The sequence below is a fragment of the Enterococcus sp. C53 genome, assembly GCF_040887425.1.
Classification (GTDB): Bacteria; Bacillota; Bacilli; order Lactobacillales; family Enterococcaceae; genus Enterococcus_B; species Enterococcus_B hirae.
Genome location: NZ_JBFOFT010000009.1, coordinates 72,882 through 99,237, shown reverse-complemented (window position 1 = coordinate 99,237; position 26,356 = coordinate 72,882). Strand labels below are relative to the sequence as shown.

The 26,356-nt window shown below is 37.3% G+C and carries 24 protein-coding genes; 4 read left to right on the top strand and 20 right to left on the bottom strand.

From position 1 onward, the window contains the following. Positions 1-25 precede the first annotated feature (25 nt). The 13 genes from AB3I42_RS11470 to AB3I42_RS11410 all read right to left on the bottom strand — a co-directional run bounded on the left by AB3I42_RS11470 (position 26) and on the right by AB3I42_RS11410 (position 10,386). Positions 26-1,132 (bottom strand): NADH-dependent flavin oxidoreductase, encoded by a 1,107-nt coding sequence (locus tag AB3I42_RS11470; RefSeq protein WP_010737022.1) that lies wholly within the window; start codon positions 1,130-1,132, stop codon positions 26-28. A gap of 79 nt (positions 1,133-1,211) precedes the next feature. Then, the gene (locus AB3I42_RS11465) at positions 1,212-1,646 is read right to left on the bottom strand and encodes a MarR family winged helix-turn-helix transcriptional regulator (protein WP_010720971.1); all 435 of its coding nucleotides are present in this window, start codon (positions 1,644-1,646) and stop codon (positions 1,212-1,214) included. Positions 1,647-2,049: 403 nt separating this feature from the next. Then, positions 2,050-2,487, bottom strand: coding sequence for a hypothetical protein (locus AB3I42_RS11460; RefSeq protein ID WP_010737021.1), 438 nt, complete (start codon positions 2,485-2,487; stop codon positions 2,050-2,052). Positions 2,488-2,490: 3 nt separating this feature from the next. Then, positions 2,491-2,907 carry a DUF3021 family protein gene (locus tag AB3I42_RS11455; protein ID WP_010737020.1) on the bottom strand — a complete coding sequence of 139 codons (417 nt, stop codon included), beginning with the start codon at positions 2,905-2,907 and terminating at the stop codon, positions 2,491-2,493. 98 nt (positions 2,908-3,005) lie between these two features. After that, complete coding sequence (locus AB3I42_RS11450; RefSeq protein ID WP_368022508.1) at positions 3,006-3,470, bottom strand: LytTR family DNA-binding domain-containing protein; 465 nt, start codon at positions 3,468-3,470, stop codon at positions 3,006-3,008. Between the two features lie 63 nt (positions 3,471-3,533). Beyond that, entirely contained in the window at positions 3,534-5,159 is a 1,626-nt protein-coding gene (locus AB3I42_RS11445; RefSeq protein WP_131773285.1) for an alpha-glucosidase, read from the bottom strand. A 266-nt stretch (positions 5,160-5,425) separates the two neighbouring features. Then, positions 5,426-6,739, bottom strand: coding sequence for an NCS2 family permease (locus AB3I42_RS11440; protein ID WP_010737017.1), 1,314 nt, complete (start codon positions 6,737-6,739; stop codon positions 5,426-5,428). Between the two features lie 229 nt (positions 6,740-6,968). Further along, the gene (locus tag AB3I42_RS11435) at positions 6,969-7,229 is read right to left on the bottom strand and encodes a hypothetical protein (protein ID WP_010737016.1); all 261 of its coding nucleotides are present in this window, start codon (positions 7,227-7,229) and stop codon (positions 6,969-6,971) included. 102 nt (positions 7,230-7,331) lie between these two features. Beyond that, a complete protein-coding gene (locus AB3I42_RS11430; RefSeq protein ID WP_010720978.1) occupies positions 7,332-7,688 on the bottom strand; it encodes a VOC family protein in 357 nt (118 codons plus the stop codon). Between the two features lie 288 nt (positions 7,689-7,976). Beyond that, a complete protein-coding gene (locus AB3I42_RS11425; RefSeq protein WP_131773286.1) occupies positions 7,977-8,687 on the bottom strand; it encodes a B3/4 domain-containing protein in 711 nt (236 codons plus the stop codon). Between the two features lie 13 nt (positions 8,688-8,700). After that, complete coding sequence (locus AB3I42_RS11420) at positions 8,701-9,225, bottom strand: GNAT family N-acetyltransferase (RefSeq protein WP_368022507.1); 525 nt, start codon at positions 9,223-9,225, stop codon at positions 8,701-8,703. Between the two features lie 13 nt (positions 9,226-9,238). Further along, a complete protein-coding gene (locus tag AB3I42_RS11415; protein WP_010737013.1) occupies positions 9,239-9,691 on the bottom strand; it encodes a MarR family winged helix-turn-helix transcriptional regulator in 453 nt (150 codons plus the stop codon). A gap of 95 nt (positions 9,692-9,786) precedes the next feature. Next, positions 9,787-10,386, bottom strand: a complete 600-nt coding sequence (locus AB3I42_RS11410; RefSeq protein ID WP_010737012.1) for an NUDIX hydrolase N-terminal domain-containing protein — start codon at positions 10,384-10,386, stop codon at positions 9,787-9,789. A 256-nt stretch (positions 10,387-10,642) separates the two neighbouring features. Here AB3I42_RS11410 and AB3I42_RS11405 point away from each other — a divergent pair, with 256 nt between their 5' ends. Continuing rightward, positions 10,643-12,097: a helix-turn-helix domain-containing protein gene (locus AB3I42_RS11405; protein ID WP_010737011.1), complete on the top strand. Its 1,455-nt coding sequence runs from the start codon at positions 10,643-10,645 to the stop codon at positions 12,095-12,097. A 137-nt stretch (positions 12,098-12,234) separates the two neighbouring features. On the opposite strand, the gene AB3I42_RS11400 is transcribed toward AB3I42_RS11405, so the two are convergent. The 4 genes from AB3I42_RS11400 to tdc all read right to left on the bottom strand — a co-directional run bounded on the left by AB3I42_RS11400 (position 12,235) and on the right by tdc (position 19,802). Further along, a complete protein-coding gene (locus tag AB3I42_RS11400) occupies positions 12,235-14,778 on the bottom strand; it encodes an HAD-IC family P-type ATPase (protein ID WP_034867962.1) in 2,544 nt (847 codons plus the stop codon). 109 nt (positions 14,779-14,887) lie between these two features. Further along, positions 14,888-16,207 carry an amino acid permease gene (locus AB3I42_RS11395; RefSeq protein ID WP_010737009.1) on the bottom strand — a complete coding sequence of 440 codons (1,320 nt, stop codon included), beginning with the start codon at positions 16,205-16,207 and terminating at the stop codon, positions 14,888-14,890. A gap of 16 nt (positions 16,208-16,223) precedes the next feature. Beyond that, complete coding sequence (locus AB3I42_RS11390) at positions 16,224-17,654, bottom strand: amino acid permease (protein ID WP_131773287.1); 1,431 nt, start codon at positions 17,652-17,654, stop codon at positions 16,224-16,226. 315 nt (positions 17,655-17,969) lie between these two features. Further along, the gene (gene tdc, locus AB3I42_RS11385; RefSeq protein WP_010720987.1) at positions 17,970-19,802 is read right to left on the bottom strand and encodes a tyrosine decarboxylase; all 1,833 of its coding nucleotides are present in this window, start codon (positions 19,800-19,802) and stop codon (positions 17,970-17,972) included. Positions 19,803-20,297: 495 nt separating this feature from the next. On the opposite strand from tdc, the gene AB3I42_RS11380 reads away from it, so the two are divergent. Next, on the top strand, positions 20,298-21,728 hold the full coding sequence (locus AB3I42_RS11380) for a helix-turn-helix domain-containing protein (RefSeq protein WP_010737007.1): 1,431 nt from the start codon (positions 20,298-20,300) through the stop codon (positions 21,726-21,728). A gap of 234 nt (positions 21,729-21,962) precedes the next feature. Here AB3I42_RS11380 and AB3I42_RS11375 read toward each other — a convergent pair whose 3' ends face one another. The 3 genes from AB3I42_RS11375 to csn2 form a co-directional block, all read right to left on the bottom strand. After that, positions 21,963-22,322: a DUF1622 domain-containing protein gene (locus tag AB3I42_RS11375; RefSeq protein WP_010737006.1), complete on the bottom strand. Its 360-nt coding sequence runs from the start codon at positions 22,320-22,322 to the stop codon at positions 21,963-21,965. Further along, on the bottom strand, positions 22,312-22,683 hold the full coding sequence (locus AB3I42_RS11370) for a DUF1622 domain-containing protein (protein WP_010720990.1): 372 nt from the start codon (positions 22,681-22,683) through the stop codon (positions 22,312-22,314). Before AB3I42_RS11370 ends, AB3I42_RS11375 begins: the two co-directional genes overlap by 11 nt. A gap of 618 nt (positions 22,684-23,301) precedes the next feature. Further along, a complete protein-coding gene (gene csn2 / locus AB3I42_RS11365) occupies positions 23,302-23,757 on the bottom strand; it encodes a type II-A CRISPR-associated protein Csn2 (RefSeq protein WP_258924867.1) in 456 nt (151 codons plus the stop codon). Positions 23,758-24,430: 673 nt separating this feature from the next. Here csn2 and AB3I42_RS11360 point away from each other — a divergent pair. After that, entirely contained in the window at positions 24,431-24,559 is a 129-nt protein-coding gene (locus tag AB3I42_RS11360) for a hypothetical protein (protein ID WP_010720995.1), read from the top strand. A gap of 53 nt (positions 24,560-24,612) precedes the next feature. Beyond that, positions 24,613-26,307, top strand: a complete 1,695-nt coding sequence (locus AB3I42_RS11355) for an oleate hydratase (protein WP_010720996.1) — start codon at positions 24,613-24,615, stop codon at positions 26,305-26,307. The last annotated feature ends 49 nt before the right edge of the window (positions 26,308-26,356 follow it).

Below are 26,356 nucleotides of genomic sequence, written 5' to 3'. Positions count from 1 at the left end.
TCTTTCTTTACTAATAAATCTTCACTTATCTATTAGTATTTGATTGATAACGGATCTGTAAAAAATTATACAATGGATTAGGTAAATAGAGTTCTTGATATGCTTTTGCAAATGGTTTGGTCACAAGTTCTGTATCGCGATTTTCCATTAATTTGACCGCCCATTCGGGGTCAACTAATAGTTGCTGACCGACTGCAACAAGTTCTGCATCAGATAAAACGGCTTCAACATCTTGGCGATTACGGACATTCCCTACACCCACTAATGGTATTTTTCCTTGCACTGTTTCATGGAGATAGTGAAGCATCGATTGCTCATTGTATTTCTCAGAACGAGCAACACGATCATACGTACTTAATGAAACATGAAGGTAATCCAATTTTGTTTCACGTAATTTTTCCATTAACCATATGGTATCTTCAAAACGGATACCAGGCGTTTCAAATTCTTCTGGTGAAAAGCGATAACCTACGATAAAAGGCTTTGTTGCGTATGTTTCGACAGCTTGAAACACACTTTTCACTACTTCATCAATAAAGCGATAGCGATTTTCTAAGCTTCCGCCCCATTGATCTTCACGACGATTAGAATGTGGCGAAAAGAATTGTTGGATCAAATACGTATTAGCACCGTGTAATTCTACACCATCAAATCCAGCTTCGATCGCTCTTCTAGTTGCTTCACCAAAAGCCTTGATTGTTTCTAAGATTTCGTCTTCTGACAAGGCACGTGGTGTTTCCGCATTAGGTCGTTCTGCAGGGATTGCGCTAGCCGAAACAGTTTGTTCGCCTGATAACGTTGCTCGACTCGTCATACGTCCGCCATGGAAGATTTGTACGATCGCTTTTGCCCCATTTTCTTTGATTGCCTTTGCCAAGTCACTGAGCCTAGGTATCATTTCATCATGCGCTATGCTAAGTTCACCGGGCCAGCCTTTTCCTATATCTTGCACATTCGCAGCCCCTGTAATAACAGCGCCTAGTCCCTTCGAACGTTCTTGGTAATACGTGATCTCATCTTCCGTAATCACACCATTATAAAAACTTAACTGGGTGGTCATAGGTGCCATCATCAAACGGTTAGGTAATGTCACACCAGAAGGAAAAGTGATTGTTTCGTTAAAATTTGCCATGGTGATTCCTCCATTCAGTTCTCTTCGTTTATTAAAACACATAATTAGTTGCGCATACAACTAACTAGATTAAAAAAATTTATTTTTTTTGTAGTTTTTCAGTGGCTGAATTGATTGCTTTAGATAAACATTCACTTTCTACAGATCCTAGAATCTCTTGATATGCATGATGTAGTTCTTCCCAACTACTATCGATTTCTTTTACAAATTCCCGTCCTTGATCCGTCAGATAAACTAATGACAAGCGTCCATCACTGACTGTTTTGATATAGCCTTTGTATTCCAATTTTTCGACAAAACGAGCAATCGTTGAAGGTGCAGAACAAAGTAATTGGGCGATATCCTTTTGTGGTAACCCATCTTTTTCTTTTAAAATCAATAAAATAAACCCATATGTCGGTGTCAAACCCGTTTTCTTAAATGCTTCATCTGCCATTTTATTCAACAGGCGATCTAATTTTTTCACACTAAAAAACAGACAATCATTTAACGCTTGTTCAATCGGTTTTCCCATGTTTTCTCCCCCTAATATCCGCGTAACATATCATAGTATGATTTTTGTTATTTGTCAAAAAAGGCTGTAGTAACAAGGGAAAACAAGAGCATGTAAAATTCCTAGAAAGAATAATATAACCTGTTTTAGGGGATATAAAAACGCAGAAACAAGATTCAAGCACCTTCAAACAATGGGCTGCACCAAAAATTTGAAATAAGATAAGTAGAGAACAGATACGGCAAAAAATTGTCTTGGTATTTTTTATCATTTTTGAAGTCTTCTTACTTTCTTGATGTTTCATACTGTTATCTTTTCACATGCTCTCCTTGTTGAAGAGAGGTCTTATTCCATTCATAAAAGAATGATTCAAAAAAATTGTCACTAGGTACCGCCGAATAAGAAAAAAATGCGACTGATTGGTTTATACTTTTTTCAGATAAACTACTTTGGCACCTAATAATGAGACACCGATATGCAAAGTTTCAGCAACTGCAGGTACGCTTTCACCAAAAGGCAATACGCTGACACGATTGATGATGACCCCTATGATAAATACAAGGACGGTCAGCCAAGTTCCCTTTTTTACCCATTGCTGGTCACTTTGTCTTTGATAGATTTTTACAGTTTGGGCACGTAACACGCCAAAGATGAACCCCAGCAAAACAGACAAAACAATAAGGATAAGGGTATGGTTAGTCTTAATGATTTCTTGCCAGTTGCTTATGATTAAATAAAGTCCAACTAATACAATGATGATTTCACTTTTCATCGTGTCTTTGATTGCTCTTTCTTTAAGTAATCTCTGTAAAATAAAGAGAATCAATACTAACACAATGAGATAATTTTGTAGATGTTCCACGTTTTATTCTTCTTTCTTTCCTGAAATTCCTGAATGCCGTGTATTGATTATTTGGATTCGTTTATTTAACAATCGGGCTCGTAAAAAGTTCCTGATGATCAAACAAAGCCACACAATGAAATAGATACTCACAAAGGTTAGCGTGTATCTCTCAAGATGAACAGACACTCTTCCATTTAACAGCACCAACAAGAAATAACTAAAGGCATACGTACTAATAAAATGCAGCAGTATAATCTGAAGATAATTAAGCTTCTCAATTCGCTCGATCAGCGATACTACGCCAATAAAAGCCGAGAGAAAGAAGACAAAAAGAATCTCATTTCTCGTGATCTCATGGGTTTGTGAAACTAATTTGAACAGCAAGAAAGCAAAGCTTCCAATACCAATACTTCTCATCATACGTTGTATCAATTTCATCGGGCTCTCCTTTTCATCTTACCAGCTATCAGGTACATTTATTCTACAAGGTTTCCTTCTTGAAGCTAGTTTGATTGTCATTTCTTGCATTTTTCTTGTCACTTGTTGCGAAAAGTCTGATCGATTTTTTCTTTTAATGCTTTGGAAAAATAACAGCTAACGAGTAACTCTTCTGTATTTTGTAATGTGACATAGAGATTTCCATTTAAAAGCGACGAATTGATTTCTTTAACCATATAGATATTTAAAATAGTCGTTTTCGATATTTGGATAAATGGTTCTGGGAGTTCTTTCATTAACTGAGCTAGTGTCAATCTTCGCTCATACACTTCATTTTCCGTATAAAAGAAACATTTGCGATCAAGGTATTCGATATAAAAAATCGAGAATAAATCTAAATAGACATCTCTTTCTTTTTTATAGTCTCTCACTAAAATAGTTTCCACTTTGTATTTCTCTAAAATATCAGCAATCGAAGTTAAAAATGGTACCTTTTCATGAACTTGAAAAAGTACCATCTCCTCTTGTTTTTTTGGAATCAAATCAAACAATACTTTCATCATGGTCCTCACACTTGTCTAAATTTCTTTTATCATACTCTTTTTTGAGGTGTTCGGACAAGTCATTTATTTGCTCGTCTTCAAAACAAAAGCTTCATAAGGACGTAAATTCAGTTTGCCTGTTGGTATCTGTTTTTGTGGATAGTTTGAAATGACTAGTGTCATCGCTTGATCAGCCAATGTGTATGGCTGATTTTTTTCAGACATATTGCAAACGACTAACCATTGTTCATTATTCAACGTCCGATAATAGGCAAATACGTCATCGGGCGTATCTGTTACCAACTGATAATCTCCCCAGACGATGAGTTCATTGTTTTTCCGTAACTCGATCAATTGCTTATACGTATAAAAAATAGAATCTTTCTTTACTAAGGCTGTTTTCACATTGATCGTTTGGTAGTTTGGATTGACGTGTAGCCAAGGAGTTCCTGTGGTAAATCCAGCATGTTCACTATTATCCCATTGCATCGGTGTACGCGCATTGTCACGCCCTTTTGCATTGATCGAACACAAGATTTCTTCCGGAGTAAATCCTAAAGTTAACCGTTCATGATACATGTTGATCGTTTCAATATCTTGCGCTTCAGAAATATCCTTGATCGGGTAGTTTGTCATCCCGATTTCTTCTCCTTGATAAATATAAGGTGTCCCTTTCATCATATGAAGCAAAATCGCAAACATTTTACCACTTTCTTCTCGATAATCTTGATCATTCCCCCAACGTGAGATGATCCTTGGCAAATCATGGTTATTCCAAAATAGACTGTTCCATCCTTCATTCCCTAAAGAAGTTTGCCATTTTGATAATACCTGTTTCAACTCAGGAATACTTAATGGTTTTAAATCCCATTTGTCTTTTCCTGCCTGTTGATCCAAACCGACATGTTCAAATTGAAAGATCATCGATAGTTCATTTCTCTTGGGATCAGAATAAAGCTTGGCAATGTCCGTGGTTGCTCCCCAAGTTTCGCCCACTGTCATCAGATCTTTGTTTCCAAAAGTAGCTTGATTCATCTCTTGTAAATAGTCATGAAGTTTGGGACCATTACTTGTTATTTCTTGATCAGGTAACTTCCCAATCGTATCGATCACGTCCATTCGGAAACCACCGATTCCCTTGTCGATCCAAAAGTTCATCATCTGATAGATCTCTTGACGTAAATGGGGATTTTCCCAGTTTAAATCTGGTTGCTTTTTACTATAAAGATGTAAATAATACTGACTAGTTGTTTCATCAAACTGCCAAGCGGAGCCACTGAATATCGACCGTAATTGATTAGGCTCATTTCCATTGATTGGGTCACGCCAAATGTAATAATCCCGATACGGATTTTCTTTACTTTGACGAGCTTCGATAAACCAAGCATGTTCATCTGACGTGTGGTTGACGACGAGATCCATAATGATTTTTATTTCACGTTTCTTTGCTTCTGCAATCAGTTCCTCCATATCAGCCATCGTGCCAAATTCGGCCATGATTGCTTGATAATCACTGATATCGTAACCATTATCGTCGTTAGGAGATTCATATACGGGAGATAACCATATCGTATCGATCCCTAAATAATGCAGATAATCCAATCGAGTGATCACTCCTTGTAAATCCCCGACTCCATCCCCATTCGTATCTTGAAAACTATGAGGATATACTTGATAGACAACTGATTGATGCCACCATTTTTTCTCCATACTTTCCTCCATTGGTTAAAGATTATTGATCCCTCGAAAAAATTGTAACGCTTTCAAAAACGAGAGTAAATAGCCATTATTCTCCTTATTTCTTTCACCACGCCTAAACCTTGATGCTATCGTCTTTTACTTTCAGTTGTTACCGATAACAATTTTTTCCAAAAAAGAACCCTGGCATTTGTTTTCTCGCTAACAATAGCGAGATCTCCATTTGCCAAGGTTTTTTTACTTGTCACACATCATAAAAATTAATCAACTAAATCAAGTTAACTAATGTTCAGTATCCACATGAAGCCAATAAAGACAAAGAATAACAGATACATGATCGGTGATACTTCTTTTCCGCGTTTTGCTGCGATCATAGTAATTGGATAGAAGATAAATCCTAATGCGATCCCATCAGAAATACTGTAAGTTAACGGCATACCGATCAAGATCAAGAAAGCTGGAATGGCGATCTCTAACTTGCCCCATTCGATTTGACGCAACGATTGTGCCATCAATACACCGACAATGATCAGTGCTGGTGCTGTTACTTGTGAAGTCACTACTGATAGCAAAGGTGAAAAGAATAAACCGAATAGGAATAAGATCCCGGTCGTTACTGCAGTAATCCCAGAACGGCCACCAACAGCGATTCCGGCAGAAGATTCAACGAAAGCCCCAACTGGTGAAGTTCCTAATAAAGAACCTGCAAGCATGGCTGTTGAATCAGAAGCCAACGCTTTCCCAACACGAGGCATTTTGTTATCTTTCATAAAACCAGCTTGATTAGCTAAACCGACTAACGTTCCTGCTGTATCAAAGAATGTAACTAATAAAAAGGTTAATACGACTACCCACATTTGTAGTGAGTTGATGTCTCCGATATGTTTCAATGCAACTAAGAATGTTGGCTTTAAACTTGGTGCAGCTGAAACTAATTGAGAAGGCATAGGAATAAGTCCAGTCACTAATCCAAGAATTGTGCTAGCTACCATCCCAATAAAAATACCTCCTGGAACACGTCTTATCAATAAGATTGCTGTCACAACTAACCCAAAAATCGTCAACCATGTTGAACCTACGCTTAGTGATCCTAACCCCACTAATGTGGATTCATTTGAAACGATGACTCCTCCTTCATTCAAGCCAAGGAAAGCAATAAATAAGCCAATCCCACCTGAGATCGCATATTTTAAATCAGCTGGAATTGCATCAATGATCATTTCGCGTAATTTGAAAATCGTGATTAAAATAAAAATCAAAGAAGCAACGAACACGCCTGCTAAAGCTGTTTCCCAAGGAATCCCCATTCCCAAACAAACGGAATAAGCAAAAAAGGCATTAATCCCTAATGCTGGCGCAGTACCAATCGGGTAACGTGCTAAGACCCCCATTAAAATACAGCCGATCGCACTTGCTAATGCTGTAGCCGTAAACACCGCACCTTCGTCCATTCCTGATGCGCCTAAAACTGTTGGATTGACAAATAAGATATATGCCATTGAGATAAATGTTGTAAAGCCTGCAAGTATTTCTCTTCTGACGGTGGTACCTAATTTTTCAATCTCGAAGTAGGAAAGTAGTTTTTCCTTCATCTTTCATCCCCCTAAAACCGAACATTTATAAAAAAGTCCCTCAAAATTTTGAATTATTTAAAAACAACGTGTTTAATCATATACTAAATCAGAACATAAGTAAACAAAAAAGTCGGATTTCAAGCAAAATCCGAACTTTAAGTTTTTTTGATCGTTATGAACTGATTTAACAGTTTTTTTAATAGAAAAGGAGCATTTCAAACAAAATAGCGTACCAAATCGGTTTGCTTTAGCTATTTTTTAGCTGCTCTTTTCCGATGCGTTTTTGTTCTTCAGCAATGAATCCCTTGATGTCACTTTCTGCCGAAAAATATTTACTAATTTCACTAGAATTAGTCAACGAATTCAAGCCGCCATATCCTGTATCTACCATTTTCCCCCAACCTTTTGTTGGCTTTTTCCCTGTCTTCAAGTTTTTCATACGGATTTTTTCACTTTTTTCTTCTCGTCGTCTCTGTGAATATTCTTCCATTTTTGCGATTAGATTCATGACAGTCTCTCCTTTCCTTCAAAAATTTGTTATTCATTTATTTAAATTCCTTGTCCTGTGCATCTCCTTTTCAAACACCAGGACCTCTTCTGATTTCAAACATTACAACTTACCGATCACAAAATAGTTTCCTTCTGGATCAGAAAAGTTGAACGTCTCTACGCCATTGTTCTCCATGATTTCACCAGCATTCTCTATTTTTTGATAGATCTCCTCAAATTGATCCGTAAAGAAAATGATCGAAGGAGTCGTACCTAACACTTCTGGCGAAAATCGTTGGACAAAAACTTTTGGAAAAATCCCTAATTCAAATTCTGGTGAAAGTTGCACGATCGTACTTTGAAATTCTTCTGGTAACTCAATCGTTTCACTAACTGTTGCGCCTAGAGTTTCGACAAAAAATTGACTAAGCACTTCAACATTTTCTGCATAAAGCATGACTCTGGTTTTACCGATCATCTCTGATCCTCCTTTGATGGTGTTGATCCTTTTCATTAAGTATATCATGAAAGCGGATAATCAAAGAATTCTCGGTTTAAGAATCGAAAAATCCGACAAGATTTGACAGACTGTGACGATTCTTTGTCAGTTTGTCTTGTTTTGATAAGATTTGATGGCACAACAGTGAAACGAAACCATTCAAAACTACACTCGTTAGAGAAAACAAGATCACATAGAAAAATCCCTCGTTTTTCTATGTGATCTTATTGGTTGAGCTACTTTTTCTTCCTACGTTTCGCTCCTACTTCAAATGTTCATTTCTGGATGTTCCTTCGTTAGCGTAAATGTTTTCCCTTCTACGCCAAATGTTTGTTCCACGCGTTTTTTCAATTCTGTCATTGCTTTTGCGCCACGTGATGCTTGCTCTTTTGTGACTGATTCAATAACCAAAATGGCTTTAGTCGTGTCTTCCGTCAACATTGTCCGTTGCGCTTCTCGCCAGTTGAAACTGCGACAGATTGCTCCTTCGTTATCGTAATAAATGATTTCTTCTGGTAAAGCTGGTGCATCAGCTTCTGCTCCTAGAGGTAAGAAACTTTCACCACCATGAGCTTTTCCTAGATGAAGATCCCCTTTGATTTTTTCTTGATCTTCTCCTCCACATGGCACACCAAATGTTAGAGAAATACTGTTATAGATATCGACTAATGGGTTGATAGGGAAAAATTCACGTTCTTGGCTAGCTCTTTTTAATAACGCTTCAATCGATGAACGGGCTCCTTTTTTGGTTTTAAAATGTGAAAAAGCTTGACGCCATTGGGCAATGACTTCATTTTGACTGAATGTTTCTTCTGTCAAATATCCTCTTGCTTCTTTCGCTGCATCATTCAATAGTTGATGGAATTGTTCTTCTTTGGCTTTATCTACATGATTATCGATACCTTCGACTACCAAAACTTCAATTGTTGCTTCTGGAAAGACTTCCCAAAAATTTTGTTCTGCGATGATTTTTTCCATGTTTCTACTCCTTTTATTTCTGTAAATTTTTGACATATAGATAATCTGTCTGAGCATCATCTCCCATATAAAAAATATGTTGGCTATGATGTTGGAATCCATGTTTTCTATAAAAAGCTAAGGCAGGATAGTTATGTTCCCATACCCCTAACCAAATCGCCTCTTTTTGTTTTTCTTGCGCTTTTTGCACAGCAAATTCGATCAATCTAGATCCAATCCCTTTAGATTTAAATGGCGATCGGACATAAATACGTTCGATCTCTAAAAATCCTTCTCCCATTGCTTCTGTTTGTGCTTGCCCTATATTTAATTTTAGATAGCCAGCAATCCGGTCATCTAGTAATGCCCAATAAAATTCTGACTGTTCCTCTTGTAGTTCTCGCCTCAATTTATCGAGCGCATAAGCTTCATCCAAATAGGTCGTCATCAATTCTTCACTGTTGTGTTCACCAAAGGTAGCTTGATAGGTCTCGATACTAATTGCCTGTAATTTTTCTACTTCCGTTTCTTTGATCCCTACGATTTCGATTGTTTTCACCGCTCCAGTCCTTTCAATAAATTCTTTTGTTTCCTTTTTTTATATAATGCCAATCTTCACTCACATTTTTCCGAACTTTTTGCAAAAGTGTGTGTAATTGCAAAACTTCTTGCTGGGATAACCCTTTGACAGCTACTTGATTGGAATAATGATGCTCTCGAAGGATAAACGGATAGACTTTTTTTCCACGATCCGTTGGGTAAAGTTTTTTTATCTTTTTATTTTTTTTATCTGGCATGCTTTTTATCAGGTCTTTTGCTATCAATTTTTTCACCGCACGTGCCGTTGTTGTTCGGTCAACGTTGATCATCTCAGCTAACTTTTCTTGAATAATGCCAGGATGTTCACAGATTCGTACTAAATACAGATATTGTCCTCTTGTCAAATCAACTTCTTGAAACTCAATGTTACTAATCGAGTCCAAGGCACGGGCAATTGCTCCAATCTCTCGAATGATTTCGTCCATTTTAGCCCTCCCTTACCTAGCTTTAGTATGATTTTACTCTTTTTTATTGCATTTGCAACAAAAAATCACTAAAAATAAAAAACTACCTTCCCTGATCAATCACAATAAGGCAAGGTAGCTTTTTCTAAAATCAATAGTTGCTCTTTGGTCGTACGTTTCAGCGAGAGTTTTGGTAAATCATTTAAGTGGAAGAATTTCATATTAGAAGTTTCATGGTTTGCCACAAACGTACCTGACAAGATAGCGCAAGAAAAAACAATTTTATAATACTGAAAGGCTTGAGGGATGTCTGTGCGCAGATTCGTATCAAATATCGCTAATAATTGACCTACTTCTACCTCTAATCCAGTTTCTTCTTTGACTTCTTTACGTATATTTTCTTTAGGAGACAAACCAACTTCTGCAAATCCTCCTGGTAATGACCATTCTTGTGTTTTTGTATCTTCGATCAATAGAATCTTCTCGTCTTGTTTGATCCATGCACGTACGTCAACTTTTGGTGTTGGATATCCTTCATGAGCTTCTATTAGGCTTGTCCATTCTTCCTTTGTTTCCAATCCCACTTCACTCAGCAGCTTCAACGAGATTTCTTGCAGCTCTTCATATCGTTCTTTGTCAAACACGTCTTTCCCATAAAGCAATCCAGCTTGAGCAATCGCTAGTAAGCGGCGATAATCGTTTAGTCTGTTTTCCATTCTACTCACTCCTCTCACATGACTATCTTTTTACTTATTTTAGTATAAGTCAAATTTTTTAGCTAACTTCTACTTTAAATAAACGAAGGCTGATTGAAGTAAAAAAATCCAAAAAACTCATCCTTTATTTGATATTGTGCCTTTTTTCATTATACTAATGGTAAGCGCTATCTAAAATAATCAGGTTTCATTATGAAGATGCGGCGAAACGAGTGTCTTCCTCACTTGTCATACTTAACAAAGAAAGGTTGATCCGATGTATTCTTTAATGAAAAAAATCATTACTGAAAAAGATATCAAACGCCAAGTCTCTTTAGTGGAACTATTACTGAATCACTCGCAAATAACTGTGAACGAATTGGCCGAAGTTGTCAATACCACAGAGCGTACGATTTTTTCTGATCTTCAAACAATCAAAACCCAATTACCTAAAGGCTGGCTAATCAATAGTGACCAATCAGGGATTCAACTAAAAAACGAACAGAATCTCCTGACAAATGAACTGTGGGAAATTTTTCTGACACAGTCGATCAGTGTCCAATTATTGAAAGAATTATTAACGATTAAAGAAGTCGCTACCCCCACCTTTTTAGCACGTAACGGCTTGTCTTACGAAACATTGAATCGTCATGTCAAAAAATTGAATCAACAATTAGTCGTCTATGAATTACAGATCGAACAAAACCGCCACCGTTTGTCGTTTTCAGGTGAAGAAGAAACCATTCGGCTATTTTATCATCGGTTACTTATGCCGTTTACCCATAACAACTATTTTTTCGAGGATTACTCGATCCATGAATCACACTACTTCCGATTTCTCAAACGTTTACGACAAGCTGAGTTAGCTGTTGATACCGAAGAGGTATTCGGGATTTGTTGGTTTTTTATCAACACGATTCGGATCAAAGCTGGTTGTCGAATCCCGACTTCATTGTTTTCTACCCAGGATCAATTATTTTTACTCTATGCTCCTGAATTAGAAAAACTGTACCGAACTGAAGGGGTCTATCTTAAAGATAAAGAAGCAGCGTTTGCTTTTTCCTGTTTTCTTGACAGTTGGAACTATAACAACTCTTACCCGCCTATGATCTTGGATATTTTACACCGTCACCCTGCAGAAACAAACATTCGTGAATTTGTAAATCGTCTATCAGAAAGCTTAGCTATCAAAGAGTTAGAACAAACAAACTTACCGGAAAATTTGATTTTACTACTCCTGAAATACTATGAATCACCGTTATTGATCGAACAAACAACCAAACAATATCACTATTATTTAAAAGAATATGAACAAGAATACCCAGAGTTATATCCTCATAAATTCGCTTTGTTGCAACAAGTTAAAGAATCGACGAGCATGGTCAAAAAGGTCACCAATGAGACTTATTTCTTTTATTTACTTTCTTTATTGATCCAACAGACACTTTTAGCCGTGCAGCCGTATCAAGCAACGATTTATTTTATTTTTCAAGGGGAACCTTCATGGAAAGCTTTTTTGCAACAAGAATTAAATGCTTATTTAGGCAAACGAGTGATCTTGGAACCCATTGAATTGAGTCAATTGTCAGATATCACTATCAAGAAAAATGATTTATTAGTTTCAAATATTCCGATCGATACACCGCCAATGCCTGTCATTTATCTTTCAACGATCCCGACAAAAAATGAATTGGATCGTTTAAGTGACTTATCGTTGCGATCGTATTTGTAACTCACACTTAGTTTTTTTATGCTCTGTCTTAACATCGATCAATGATCAAGTAACTAACAAAAGCTTATAAATGTCTATTTGGTAATGGCCAAAGAGTACGTTTATAAGCTTTTATTTCCTGTTTGTGGTGGTACTTTTTACGTGGGTAACTCAGCATTTCTTTTTTTGGCGATCATCTTACTGATCCGCTTTTCGATCTCAACGATTACAAAAAGTATTAGAATATTTAGTAAGATCGGTAGTTGCTCTGTCAGGGAAAGACTTGTTGTCCCAATTAGCTGTTGTGCGATCGGTAAGTAAATCACTCCTGCTTGCAAGAGGACCAACATCCCGAGTGACAAGAACAACGCTTTGTTTTCAAATAAACTACGATTCAATGAAGGATCAAGTAACTCGCGGCAATTGATCATATACACAGCTTGAGCAGCTACGATATTTTGTAAAAGCATGGTTTGTTGGAGCGCTTGTCCTTCAAAGCTCATTGCTAGTAAATAAGCAGGAATCATGATCAGCAATGACACATAAAAGATTCGGAACACACTGTAGCGGGTGAGAATCCCTTGCTTTGGATCTCTCGGTGAGCGACTCATCGTGTCCTTACCAGCTTTTTCAAATCCTAAAGCATAGGATAACGTGATCGTAGTAACCATGTTCACCCATAAAATTTGGACAGGTGTCAGTGGTAACGGCTGGTTAACGAGTAGTGCCCAAATAATGACCAGTCCTTGGGCTAAAGCTGTTGGTAAGAAAAAATTGATTGTTTTTTGAAGATTGTCGAGAATCCTCCGCCCTTCTTTGACCGCTTTAGCGATCGTATGGAAATTATCATCACCCAGTACCATGTCCGCTGCCTGCTTGCTCACTTCACTCCCTTTGATTCCCATAGCGATTCCTACATCAGCACGCTTCAAAGCTGGCGCATCATTCACACCGTCACCCGTCATTCCAACGATTTCTTCATTTTTTTGAAGAGCATCCACGATCCGTAACTTGTGTTCCGGTGTCGTTCGGGCAAATACATCTACTGATTTCACTTGTTTCGCTAGTTCTTCATCGGATAAACGATCAATGTCAATTCCTTCTAACACGTTTTTTGTGTGTTTGAGACCGATTTGTTCAGCAATTGCCTGCGCAGTGTCTTTATGGTCTCCTGTGATCATTTTCACCGAGATCCCTGCATTTTGACATTCTTTGACTGCTCGGATCGCACTCTCTTTTGGTGGATCGATAATTCCTGCAATCCCTACAAAGGTCAGTTCATTCAATTGATCATGTCCCAATTCTTGATCAGGAGCAAGTGTCTTATAAGCAAAGCCTAAGACTCGTTGTCCTTTTTGGGCGAGTTTCATCGCTTCCTCTTGCCATTTTCCGACTTGTTTCGGTGTCAAGTTCGCTTTTGCTAGTAATACTTCTGGTGCCCCTTTGACATAAACAATCGCATGTTCCTGTTTGTCATGCATTGTTGCCATGTATTTATAGCTTGAACTAAATGGGATTTTTCCTTTGACTGGCTCCAAAGGTAGTGATGCTTTTGCCGTGTAACGTAGTAAAGCAAGTTCGGTCGGGTTTCCTGTTAATTCGGTCACGTTTTGATTTGCTTTGGTTTGGATCTCTTGGCAGTTTTTCATGATTGCCAACATGGTTTCTTCTTGATCCGTCACTGTTTCGACAACACTCATTTCGTTTTTTGTCAGGGTTCCTGTTTTATCCGAACAAATCACGGTCATAGAGCCAAGAGTTTCCACAGAAGGCAAGCCTTTAATGATCGCTTGCTCTTTAGCCATTTCGTTCACACCTAAAGAAAGGATCATCGTGAGTACTGCTGGTAAACCTTCCGGGATCATCGAAACGATCAAAGCAATAATCGTTGAAAATAAGAAGTTCATTTCCAAGCCATATCTAAATGTCGTGAAAAAGAGTAAGAACAAGCTAAGGAAAAGAATCCCACGAAAGATCTGCTTGTTTAGTTGGTTGATCTTTTTAACGAGTGGTGTAGTTTGTTGTTGGACTGATTGTAGTGCCTGATTGATTTTCCCGATTTCAGTGGTATCTCCCGTTTCGATGACCACACCAATCGCAGTCCCTGTTTGAACTAAGGTACCAGAAAATGCCAGATTCTTCTGATCTCCGGTTGAGACAGTTGTCGTCAATCGTTCGCTAGTCTTTTCAACTGCTTCCGACTCCCCCGTCAATGCGGCTTCTTCTACCATGAAGTCATGGACCTCAATCAAGCGAACGTCTGCAGGTATAACATCGCCTGCTTTCAACGCTAACAAATCACCTGGTACTAATTCCTTAGCTGGAACCAATTCTTTGATCCCTTCTGTGAAAATCACCGCGTTCTGTCCTAAAAGTTTTTCTAAGCCGTTTAACGCTTCCTCAGCCTTTCGCTCTTGCCAATAACCAACAAAACTATTGACGAGAACGACTGCCAGAATAATACTGCCTTCAATCACTTCTCCTGTAAAAAATTTTAACAAAGAAGCAACCAATAAGATAATCATCAATAATTCTGTCAAATGCTTCAAAAACTTTCGTAATGGACTAACTTTCTTTTTTACTTCTATATGATTATAGCCGTTTTCTTTTAAACGACTGATACGCTCATCTTGGTTTAGCCCATCTGGAGTCGTTTTGAGTGTCTTCATCACTTCTTGGGCTGTTTCTTTATACCAGACCATCGCAATCCCTCCTCTTTCGGTTGTGATACTTTTATTATAGGTAGGAGAGACTTGATTTAACGTCAATTATTTCAGAGGGCCCTGAAAAAAATAGGGGAAAAATATCGAATCATTTTGGAGAGGTCTGACGAATCCGTTGATAGATCAAGTTCAAGGCACCAAACCAAACAACGGAAACTACGGGAATCACACGAGTAGTTGGTTCAAAAAACAAACTGATTCCTACCAAACCAAAAAAACATAGAATGAGTCGATCTTTCCATTTTTTCAACTGACTTTTCGTTAATTTTAGATGGGCAAATAAAATAGCTGACCAGACAAATAAGAACGAAATCGTGGTCATGCCTGCAAGTAATTGAAATAAAATCCGACTATCTGATACAAAAAAGTGTAAACAAAGTCCTAATAAAAACATGCCTCCAGTAAATAAGATACCGTGCAAGGGCACACCTCGAGAAGATAATGTTAGAAACCATTTGGAAAGATTTTTTTCTTTTGCCGTATTATATAAGATACGACTCGTACTATAAATGGCACTATTCGTGGAAGAAAGGGAAGCAACCAAGATGATCAAGTTGATGACTCCTGCCCCTTTGCTACAATGAATGAACTGTAACATCGTGACCAACGGACTTTCTTTTAAATCTAAAGATTGCCAAGGAACGACTAACAAAATCGCCACGATCGTTCCAATATAGAAAAAGAGGATACGTGCGGGTAAACATTGGATCGCTTTTTTAAGGTTTTTCTGTGGATCTGCTGTTTCGCCCACCGTTAAACCGATCATTTCAACTCCGGCAAAACTAAATAAAACCATTGGAAAAGCAGCAACTAAGCCGGTTAGTCCAAATGGAAAAATGGTTTGGAGCTGATCAAAATTTTCTCTGACACCAATTCTTGGTGACTTGAAGTACAAAAAGCAAACGCCAATCCCTAAAAGAATAAATAATAAAATCCCAAAAATCTTGATAGTTGAAAACAAGGATTCCAACTCACCAAACCAACGAACCGCAACTACGTTAATAATCACTAAGGCAATAAGTGCGAAGATCCCACTGATTAAGGGAGAGAGTGCTGGTAACCAAAAGCGGATATATAAACCAATCGCTGTCAATTCGGTCAATCCAGCACCCATCCAACATAACCAATACGTCCAGTTGACTAAAAATGCCCATCGTTCGCCTAAATAGTATTGGATGAAATCGCCGATCGATTGAAACTCATTATTGGATAAAAAGAGCTCACCCATCGCATACATCAACCCATAAATAGCGAGGCCGCAAACAAAATAAGTAAGCAAGACAGCAGGTCCCGCCAACTTGATTGCTTTGGCAGAACCTAAGAATAGTCCAGTCCCGATCGCACCTCCTAGCGCAATCATCTGGATATTCCGGTTCGTCAAAGTTTTCTTCATTGTGGTTCTTTCCATCTTACTCACCTTTTCTTTATTCTTGATTCAATTTTTGTTGGACTTCTTGTTCCCATGATGGTTTTCTGATTTTATCAATACATAATGGGGCAATGAATAAGATCAAACTAATCACCGTTACTGCGAAAAAGTTGATCAACGTTCCAGCTTGCATCGTCAAACCTACCGAACAGCCAATTGCTGCAAAAAGAACAAGTACAACGATCCATGCACCTAAATCACCCTTACCACCTTTTTTACCGATTCTAAATGGTCGGGCAAGTTCAGGTTTGGCTTTTCTTAATTTCAAAATAGCAATCCCCATAATGACATATACAATACAATAAATCACTGTCGTGGAGTTCACTAACATCAGAAATGCCTGATTGACACCTGGTATCAACAAATAAAACAAAGCAAAGATCGAAATAATCGTTGATTGTGTTAAGATTACTGATTTTGACACATCAAATTGGTTCGTTTTCCAAAAATTGAATTTTGGTGGATATGCTCCTTTTCTCGCACTTGCAGTGACTGTTTTGGCTGGTCCTGAAGCCCATGCAGATAATTGGACAGCTACACCTACAAAGACTAATAGACTGAAAATATTAACGATGATATGTGGTAATCCTAGAATCTGACAATAGATTGAAATGGATTGCGCAATATTATTCAACTCCATTTGGCCTTTAGGTACCACATTTGCTACGACTAACGCATTCAACGTATTCACAAAGAAGAGAAAAATCAATGCAGCAAAGATCCCTTTAGTATAAGTTTTTACAGGATTTTTCAAACGGGTGATGTAGACAGATGACATCTCGATCCCCGTAAAGATAAACATGATTGGTGCAAAGTAAACGAATGATTTCGCTGTTTCTGCATCAGGGATCAATTTAGCCCAAGAAAAATGACCTAATGTTGCATGTGGTTGGATACCGACTTTGATCCATGAAAAAATACCTAAAAGAAGCATAATTGCTAATGGAATATATAGACCTAACCAAACACCGGTCTTCCCACCAATTTTAGCCATATCAAATTTCAAATTTAATAATGTAATGATCCAATACACGACTAGAATAACGATCAAAGTAAATTTACTATTCAACCCTAAAGGAACGTTATCAATCATATTACCCAATAAAGGTGCTAGCGCTGAAGCGACCATCACCATCCCTGGAAACATTTGGACCCATAAAAGCCATGAGACAACAAAGCCCCATTTTCGTCCTAAAGAATTTGAGACCCAGAGTTCTGGTCCACCTTTTTGGGGAAACATCCCAGCAAATTCACCTGAGATCAACGAAATAGGAAAAGCATAAAATAATACCGCTACAAGCATATAGAAAAGCATCGTCCAACCCGTGGCTGCAACATCAGGAATGTTCCGAACACTAGCAACTAAGGCACAAGTCATACCGATGAATGTCAGTGTAGTGATTTGTGAAGTTTTCGAATCTGTCATTGTTATTTTCCTTCTTTCCATCAACACAGAATAAACTATCTAATTTGAACGTTACAGGGGGGAAAAGCTATGAACGAAAAAAATTAATGGCAGTACTTCATTTTGAAAAAGAACTGCTTGCGTTTACCCGATTACTCACTAGTCTTCAACTATCTGAGTTTGACATAATCTTGATATCTTGAATCGGAAAAGCGTTTGAACATCCACTCTTTCTACTCTGAATACAACAATTCAACGTGCATCATCTATCTTCTTTGATCATAGCTTCCTGTAACACCGTTCTTCACTAGACAGTTTATCGGTTAATTTTTATTGTTATAAGATTTCATTGAGTGTTTTTTCCATGGCTTTGGTAATGCCTTGCGTATAGAACTCGAAAATCTTGTCATCATTAAGATATGGTGTCATAATTGCCGCTCTTAGCAATGTCACTTTTTGTTCTTTTTGCCATTCTTCTTTCGAAAGACCTATCCGTTCAATGAAAGGAAGTGGGGAATCTCCATATTCTTCTTTCATAAAGGTCGTATGTGAAGTAATGAAATGTTCACTATAAACATCCCCTTCCATATAAGAAGAACGATTGAACATTTTTTCATTCAATTCATTGATCGTTTTTAAATCCGTGCATCCTTTGACTTTAAATACCCAATTGACCATATTAAAATCTGGATGATTCAAAGGATAAACTTCAATCGTTTTCCCTTTGATGGTAAAGCTCAATTGTTCTAAAAATGCTCGGAATCGTTGAGCTGCTTCAATCGAGGCACCAATCAATTGACCATAACCAGTAATGTTCAATGGCAATACACGATGAGCAGTCCAAACAGCAGCAGCCGTTGCCCCGGCTTTTGATCCTTCTAAAATATAGGCGCCTAACATGTCCGGTGCTTTTACTGATTTTTCAAAAACATAAGGAGCAAAATAGGAAATAATGTTACGCATTTCTTTGTGTTTGATTACGATACCTCCAGCAGCATAAGGAACATAGCCCATTTTATGCGGATCGATCGTGACCGAATCTGCCTCAGAGATTGCTTTGAACCCATCGTAAACACTTTGATCAATGGAAACATCATAATTAAATACATGATGTTCTTCAAAAAAGTCTGGCAGAGATTCATAAGGTACAAACTCGCCTGCTTCATTTAAGAACAATGCACGTGCATATCCGCCATAAGCTGCGTCAACGTGAAGATAGAAATAAATTCCTTCTTTGTATAATTTTTCTCGCAATTCGACGATTTTATCTACACTATCCACTTGGCCTTCTTCCGTAGTCCCAACGACCGCTACCACACCTAGGACTGGAATTTTTTGTGCGGCTAATTCACGGATCGTTTTTTCTAAAATAGCAACATCCATACGATAATCTTCTTGAACTGGGATAGCGATCATTTGATCTAACCCAATCCCGCAAATGTCTAAAGCTTTCATCCATGAATAATGCTTCGTTTGTGGCACTAACCATTTGCCAAGTTCTTGGAGGTGTTTCCCACTACGAGATGAAGCTGCTTTGACAGCATCTAATTCTTCATCACTGAAGGTTCCAACCATTTCTAAGATTTCTTCGACAGAAAGATTCAATAGTTCCCAATCTGTTTTATCTTTGACTTTTTCAGGATAAACTTCCTTCACTGCAAGGGGAATAGATTTGATACAACGTGCATACCAAAGACCTTCAAGGTTTGCGATCGAGCCATCTGCTGTAATATGGCCCCAGCCACCGGTCATATTGAATAAATCAGCAAAATCTTGTCCTACTTCTGCCTCCATTTGTGAAGTTGCCATAGAAGATTCCAATGCCACATTATTCGGATTCCAAAGCATAGCAAAGTTATAAGCAAGCAAGGCAGGCATCAATGTCTCAGCGTTCATTTGACCCCAATAACGCCCAGCAGAATGCCAAGGGATCGATCCTGCACGCATCCGTTGACTGACTTCATCCAAAACTTCCACCATATGCTCACGAGTGGCGATATATCGAGGTGCTTGTTTGTCGGCTTCACTAATGGCTGCAACGTCACCAGGAAGATAATTCTCTCTCCAACCTAAATGTTCATCGACCATCTTGTTCAATTGCATTTTGTAAAATGCGCCATTTTCTGATTTGTCGCCAATAAAGACGGCTTTGATATCCATATCTTTCATGTCTATTACCTCCATATTGTTCTCGTTGGCCAACGATTTTGTAACTGCAGATGAAACCATCCATCTGTATCACACTACTGACTATAGAACAAAAAATGAGATAATTTTTTTTATAACATTGTAAAATAACCCCTTTTTTTAGAAAAAAATAAAGAAAGTCTGATTTTTCAGAATTTTCTACTCATAATAACGAATATTTTATAAAAACATGAGATAAAAAACTGTCGTTTCTTAAGTGTGTTTAAAAATAAATACGTATATTAAAAAAATAATTATTTTATTTATCCGTTTACTCATCCATTTTTTACTTTTATTGTATTTTTTTCACAAGAATTTTTTCTCTTTATATTTTTATAAAACATCGTTTTATAACAAAAAAGCTTGTCATCACAAGCTTTTTCATTCATATGAAAAAAAATAAAGGTGTTTTAAACTTTAAATCATGGCATAATGAATAATACATTGTTCAACCATCTACAAAACGGAGGAGTTTTAATGTTTGAAGACTATTTGGAAAAAAATATTTTACGCCAGTTATTTCTTTGCGGTCAATTCTATCACAAAAAAGAAATCGATTTAGACGAACTATCCCATTTATTACAAGTCTGCAAAACAACGTTACTCAATGACATCAAAGCGATTCGAACTGAACTCAAGGATGAGATCATCTATAGCCACCGAGAAAAAGATACTTGTTCCTTGTATTTTGATCCTACGATCCCTCGTTTTCGCCTGATACAAAAATTAGCACGCCCTTCTTTATTTCTTAAAACTTGTCAGTTATATCTTGAAAATGAACCTGATTATCTCCAACTGACTGAAATCGAGTATATTTCTGTTAGCAAAGCGTATTCATTAAAAAAACAAGTACTTGCTTATTTTGAAGATTGTGACATTCAAATCCAACACCACTCTCCACGATTTACGGAGATCGAACGTCGTTTATTATTATTGAATGTGACTTATCGAACGGGCACCTTGAAGATCCCAACACTTCCAGCAGACTACTTCCTGGCAATAGATGAATTTATCGAATCGGTAACCTTTAATAGTAGGCGTATCTACGATAAAGACAACCGTGAGATCTTACGTATTGGATTGTTGATCAGCTATTTGTCTCAAAAAAAGCATCCTTTATCGATTGAACAAGATTTTATATCCGAACTTCAAAAACGCCCCATTTATCAATATGTGATGGATGCATGGCATACAACTAAACTAAAACATTATTATCAAGAAAATGAAGTATACTTTGCTTTGATCTTATTTAATCTCAGTGATTATGGCTTCAATTCTTACCAAGCAATCGAAGAAGACTTCTGTCACCTCCATCAAGTTTTCATTGAAGATAGCCAATCAATCAAGCAACTGATTACCCAGTTTGAAAGCTATTTCAATCGAAAATTCATCGGTAACCGAGCATTCGAACGCGCTTTAATTCGTTTGATGCGCACCGCATGGGATAATTATCAACTCTTTGTACCTGAAAAATTTTATCTTCTGTCCCCAGAACAGCAATCCTTATTAGCCGAAATACAGCCTTTATTCAACCAATGGTTAGCCCAATTACCTTATAGACTACGACTTAAAATCAATTGTTTGGACGCTTTCGTTATTGAATTAAGTGGCATTTTACGCATTAATAAAACAAAACTCCACGTCCGTATCGTTACCAACTCAGACGTAAAATATCTGATTTACCGAGAAGCCTTAGAGTCCGTCACTACTTTCGATATGGAAGTCGATCCCGTTGTTTATCAGCACTTAGACGAAGCGATAAAAAGTGCTGCACAACAAGAAAACACTCGGATTTTATGTGAAAAAACTCTCTATACGCCAGAAGCAGAACAGTTTCCGACAATTGTTCCCGTTTCCGTAGACACAATTGAAAAATCGATTGTCTGGGCAGTTCAAGCAGTTCGATAAGCCGTGTTGGGAAAAAACGGCGTATGCTTCGCTGAAAGCCAGCTTCCAGTGAAGAAACCAAGTTGTTAGAACAACTGTTTAATAACGTTCGTTCTGTAAAATGGCTGATGTTAGGCAATTAAAAAGCAAAACAAAAAATCTCAAAACATGGAAAGTCGTTTTGAGATTTTTTCTATATTGCAAATGTTTCTACGTTGGCGCGCCATAATAAACTAATTGAGTGATACTTATAACTTATTGTCGTGCATCCGAGCCGATTTCTTTATTTAAAAAGAACGAAATGATCGTTCGGATCACAACCAAAGCAGCTAACTGGAAGACATCTTCCAAGGTTGGTTTGATAATGGACTCAATGATACCAGCTGAGATCAGGACTTCTAAACTCAACAAGATATAGCCACCTAACATTTTTTTGATTGCATTGTTTTGGTTAATCCGCTCTGCTTTGATTCTTCGTTCCGTAAAAGAAAAGTAGAGAAAATCTTTGATAGCTAACCAGGCACCCCAGAGAATGATTAAAATAGCAAAAACGTCTAATATGATGACTAATTGTTCCAAATAAGGGGCAAGTTTCTCGATCAAATTAATTTCCATTATGTGTTCCTACCTTTACTTGCTTTTTATCTTGTGTTTCTAAATTCAAGAAATAGGAAATAATCGTTCGAATAATGATGATCACTGCTAATTTTAAAATATCTGTCCAAGTTGGTTTGATAACTGATTCAATGATATCTGCTACCACTAGCACCTCTAGACTCAGCAAAATATAACTAGCCAATAATTTGCGTACTTCCGCATTTCGGAAATTACGCTGTTCGTAGTCTTTTTTCAGTGGGTGCCAGTCAAAAAGATTTTTTAAGACTAAAAAAATCCCTACCAGCAAAATAATGATTGAAGCAATATTCAAAATTGCGATCAACCAGTCCAAATAAGTTATCAAATTTGTATCAAACATCTCACTGTCCCCTCTCACATTCATTTTAGTTCACGAACAAATGCCTACTGTTTGATGATAGAGAAAAAGCACGAAATTAGCAACTCATCTTTTCTTTGAGAAAATGAATTCGTTTCAATGTTGATAAGACTGAACAATTGTGTCCTGTTCCGTAAACATACCCATTCATTTTTAAAAGGCACGATTCCCCCTTTCAATGATCAAAACTTAGCAGATTCAACAACTGAAGACACTTTCCTATATATAAGTAAAAAAAGAGCCTACTTTTCATGATAAAGTAGGCATCTTCATTTATTCAAAACAACATAACTCTAAAGCTACCTCTTATCATAGTTGATGAGGTCAGCACTCAAAATAACACAAAACTAAAACAGCGATCGAGTAAAGCACAACGCTTCTACATTTTGGAAACATTCAAAACAACATAGCTCTAAAACAACGACGACGAGTGGTTAGAGCTTGCGAAAGTTTTGGAAGCATTCAAAACAACATAGCTCTAAAACCTCGCAGAAAAATTTTTTTCTCACGAAATCTCGTAATCGCGCTACTCGTCCATAGCAAAACTTTCGTCTTGAATGCTCATTCATGCTGTTTTTTGTTATTTTGATTGTTCTTATTTTACCACATTTCTTCACACAAAAAATAGTCTTGATCTAAAACAGTTTGCTTCAATCCTTTTATTTTTCGTGGTTCGATAAAAAGGACAGGCATATGACACAAAGAAATATATTCCTGTAGTTCAGCCATTTCTGTGGTTGTTAAGTACGCTCCAACATTGATAAAAACCAAGCATTTCTTTTTCACTAGATACTTATAAATCTGTAAAATCTCCATTATTTTTTGAAAGATTAATTCTGGTTGCGTCGTAATTCTTATTTTTAATGCTTTGAATAGCTCAACCATACTCATTTCTTCACAGACTAAATCTAATTCATGTTCTAAGAGTTCCTCACTAATCCATTCCTGAACCTTGGTGGTTAATTGATCAATCCTTGATTTTAGTTCGATGTTTTCATTTAATTGTTGCTCTAAGTCAGCATAGATATCTAAACCAATCGTATAGTCCTTTGTCATTCACTATCCATCCCTTCTTTTAACATTTACACAACTTAGCAAGTTGTCTTCTTTACAATTGCCAACCATCATGAATAGTTAGACAAAGTGATTTTCTTTTTCTACTTGTAACTCTTTGGTATTATGCTATAATCAATTTGTTGGTAGCATTCAAATCAACATAGCGAGTTAAAATAAGGCATTGTCCGTTATCAGCTTTTAAAGCAAGCACTGTCTCGGTGCTTTTTTATTTTGCCTTTTTTGTTATATATAGAATTTTTAACAGTTTTACTATAACACAAAATTTTTATGCGATTTTTATTTTTGAAAGCATTTTATTTAGAATTTTGATTTTAAAATCAAATCTAATGAAACTTTTTTTAAAAAATAATTCTAATTACCTAATGATTCATCAGATATAAAATAACACAAACCTCTTACATATCCTTTCATTGCTATCTGGCAAACCATTCTTTCCAGATTTTCTGCCAATCTTGATTTTCTTCCCAAGCTTTCCATTTTTTCAGCTGACCAACTTTTCGATTCCATTGACTTACTTTTGCTCAAAATTAGACACTCTGTTCAATCTGTCCAAAGTTTGGATATTTGATTACCCTATCATTTGGCAATTAGAATGAAAGGTTCTATCCTTTTACATAGAAGGACGAGAGAAAAAACAAAGGAGGAACATCTTATGAGTAAAAAATGGATCAAACTAGGTATTGGACTAGGCATATTAACATTGGGTGCTGTTTATCTTGGTAAAAAGACAGGCTTGTTAGAAGATGATCGTCATTTGTATGATGAATTTGAATCGATCTAGTCAAAGAAACGAATCGTCAGACTGTTCACTTGTAAAATACTGGAGGAATCACAATGAGAAAAAGTAAAGCAATAATGATTGGCGCTGGAATCGCCAATATGGCAGCTGCTGTTTATTTGATTCAAGAAGGAAACTGGCGTGGTGATCAGATTACGTTTTATTCTTTAGATGACCATGGCTCCAATGATGGTGCCCCAACGGATACCGTTGTCGATGAATATTGGAATAAAAATCATCCCTTAGAAAACAAAAAGGGCTATATCGCCCGTGGTGGACGTATGCTCAATTATCGAACATACGTGGATTTGATGGATCTCTTAAGCCGAATCCCCTCTGTCACCGAACCAGGAATGACTGCGGCTGAAGATACTAGAGATTTTGATGCAAAACACCGAACATTTGATAAAGCACGTTTGATGGAAGGCGGAAAAGGGATTATTGACGGTGGCAAACTAGGATTTAACAATAAAGATCGTTTGTTATTGACTAAGCTGATCGCCATGCCTGATTCAGAAGAAGAAAAATTAGATAATGTCACAATTGAAGAATACTTCAAAGATGATCCTCACTTCTTTGAGACAAACTTTTGGTTTATGTGGGAAACAACTTTTGCTTTTCGTACTCGTAGTTCTGCCCAAGAACTTCGTCGCTATATGCATCAAATGATTTATGAATTTACACAAATCGAACATTTGGTAGGAGTAAACCGAACTCGCTACAATCAGTATGAAAGTATCATGTTGCCATTGATCAATTATTTAAAAGACCAAGGATGTCAAATCATTTTGAACCGCCGCGTAGTCGATTGGGAATTCAAAGAAACTCCGATGCAAGATGAAATTACAGTGACTGGCTTAAAAATGATCAACACGTTAACCAATGAGGAAGAACACGTCGTGGTTGATGGTGATACGGGTGTGCTTTTCACTAACGGATCAATTACTGATTCGGCTACACTAGGTGACTACGATACACCAGCTGTTGAAAATATGGATTATGGTGCTGCTTCTAGCTTGTGGAAGAAAGCCAGTGAACGTTTCTATAATTTAGGTAACCCTGACAAATTTTTTGCCGATCGTGATGCCAGCGAATGGGTCAGTTTCACTTTAACAACTAAGGACCATTTGCTTTTAAATGAAATTACTCGGATCACGACACAAGTCCCTGGTAATGCATTGAATTCATTTATCTCCACTACACCAATCACACCACTCGGACAAAAAGATGTCAATATGTCGATCGTCGTTCATCACCAACCACATTTTACTTCACAAAAACCAAACGAAACCGTCATTTGGGGATATTTCTTATACCCTCGACGTCGTGGAGAATTTGTGGATAAGCAATATATCAAGATGACTGGGAAAGAAATGTTAGAAGAATTGATCGGACAACTTTCGAAAGTCGATCCTGGTCCTGAAAATATTCGAACGAAGGAAACCGAGATTTTTGATAGCGTTGTGAATAATATTCCTGTGTATATGCCTTATGCTTCTGCATTATTTAATAATCGAGCAAAAAGCGACCGACCAAAAGTGATTCCTCAACACTCAACGAACTTGGCATTTACTGGAGAATTTGTCGAACAACCTTATCAAATGATCTTTACGGAACAAAGTGCCGTACGCTCTGGCGAGATCGCTGCTTTCCATTTTGCTGGTATTCCAATGTCACGTCTTGTTAAAACTCCAAGATATGACAAAGATATTCCTACATTGATGCGTGCTGCTAAGAAAATGTTTGAATGATCGATGCAATAAGGTAGCAACAAGGAACAACCGCAACAAAAAATGACTG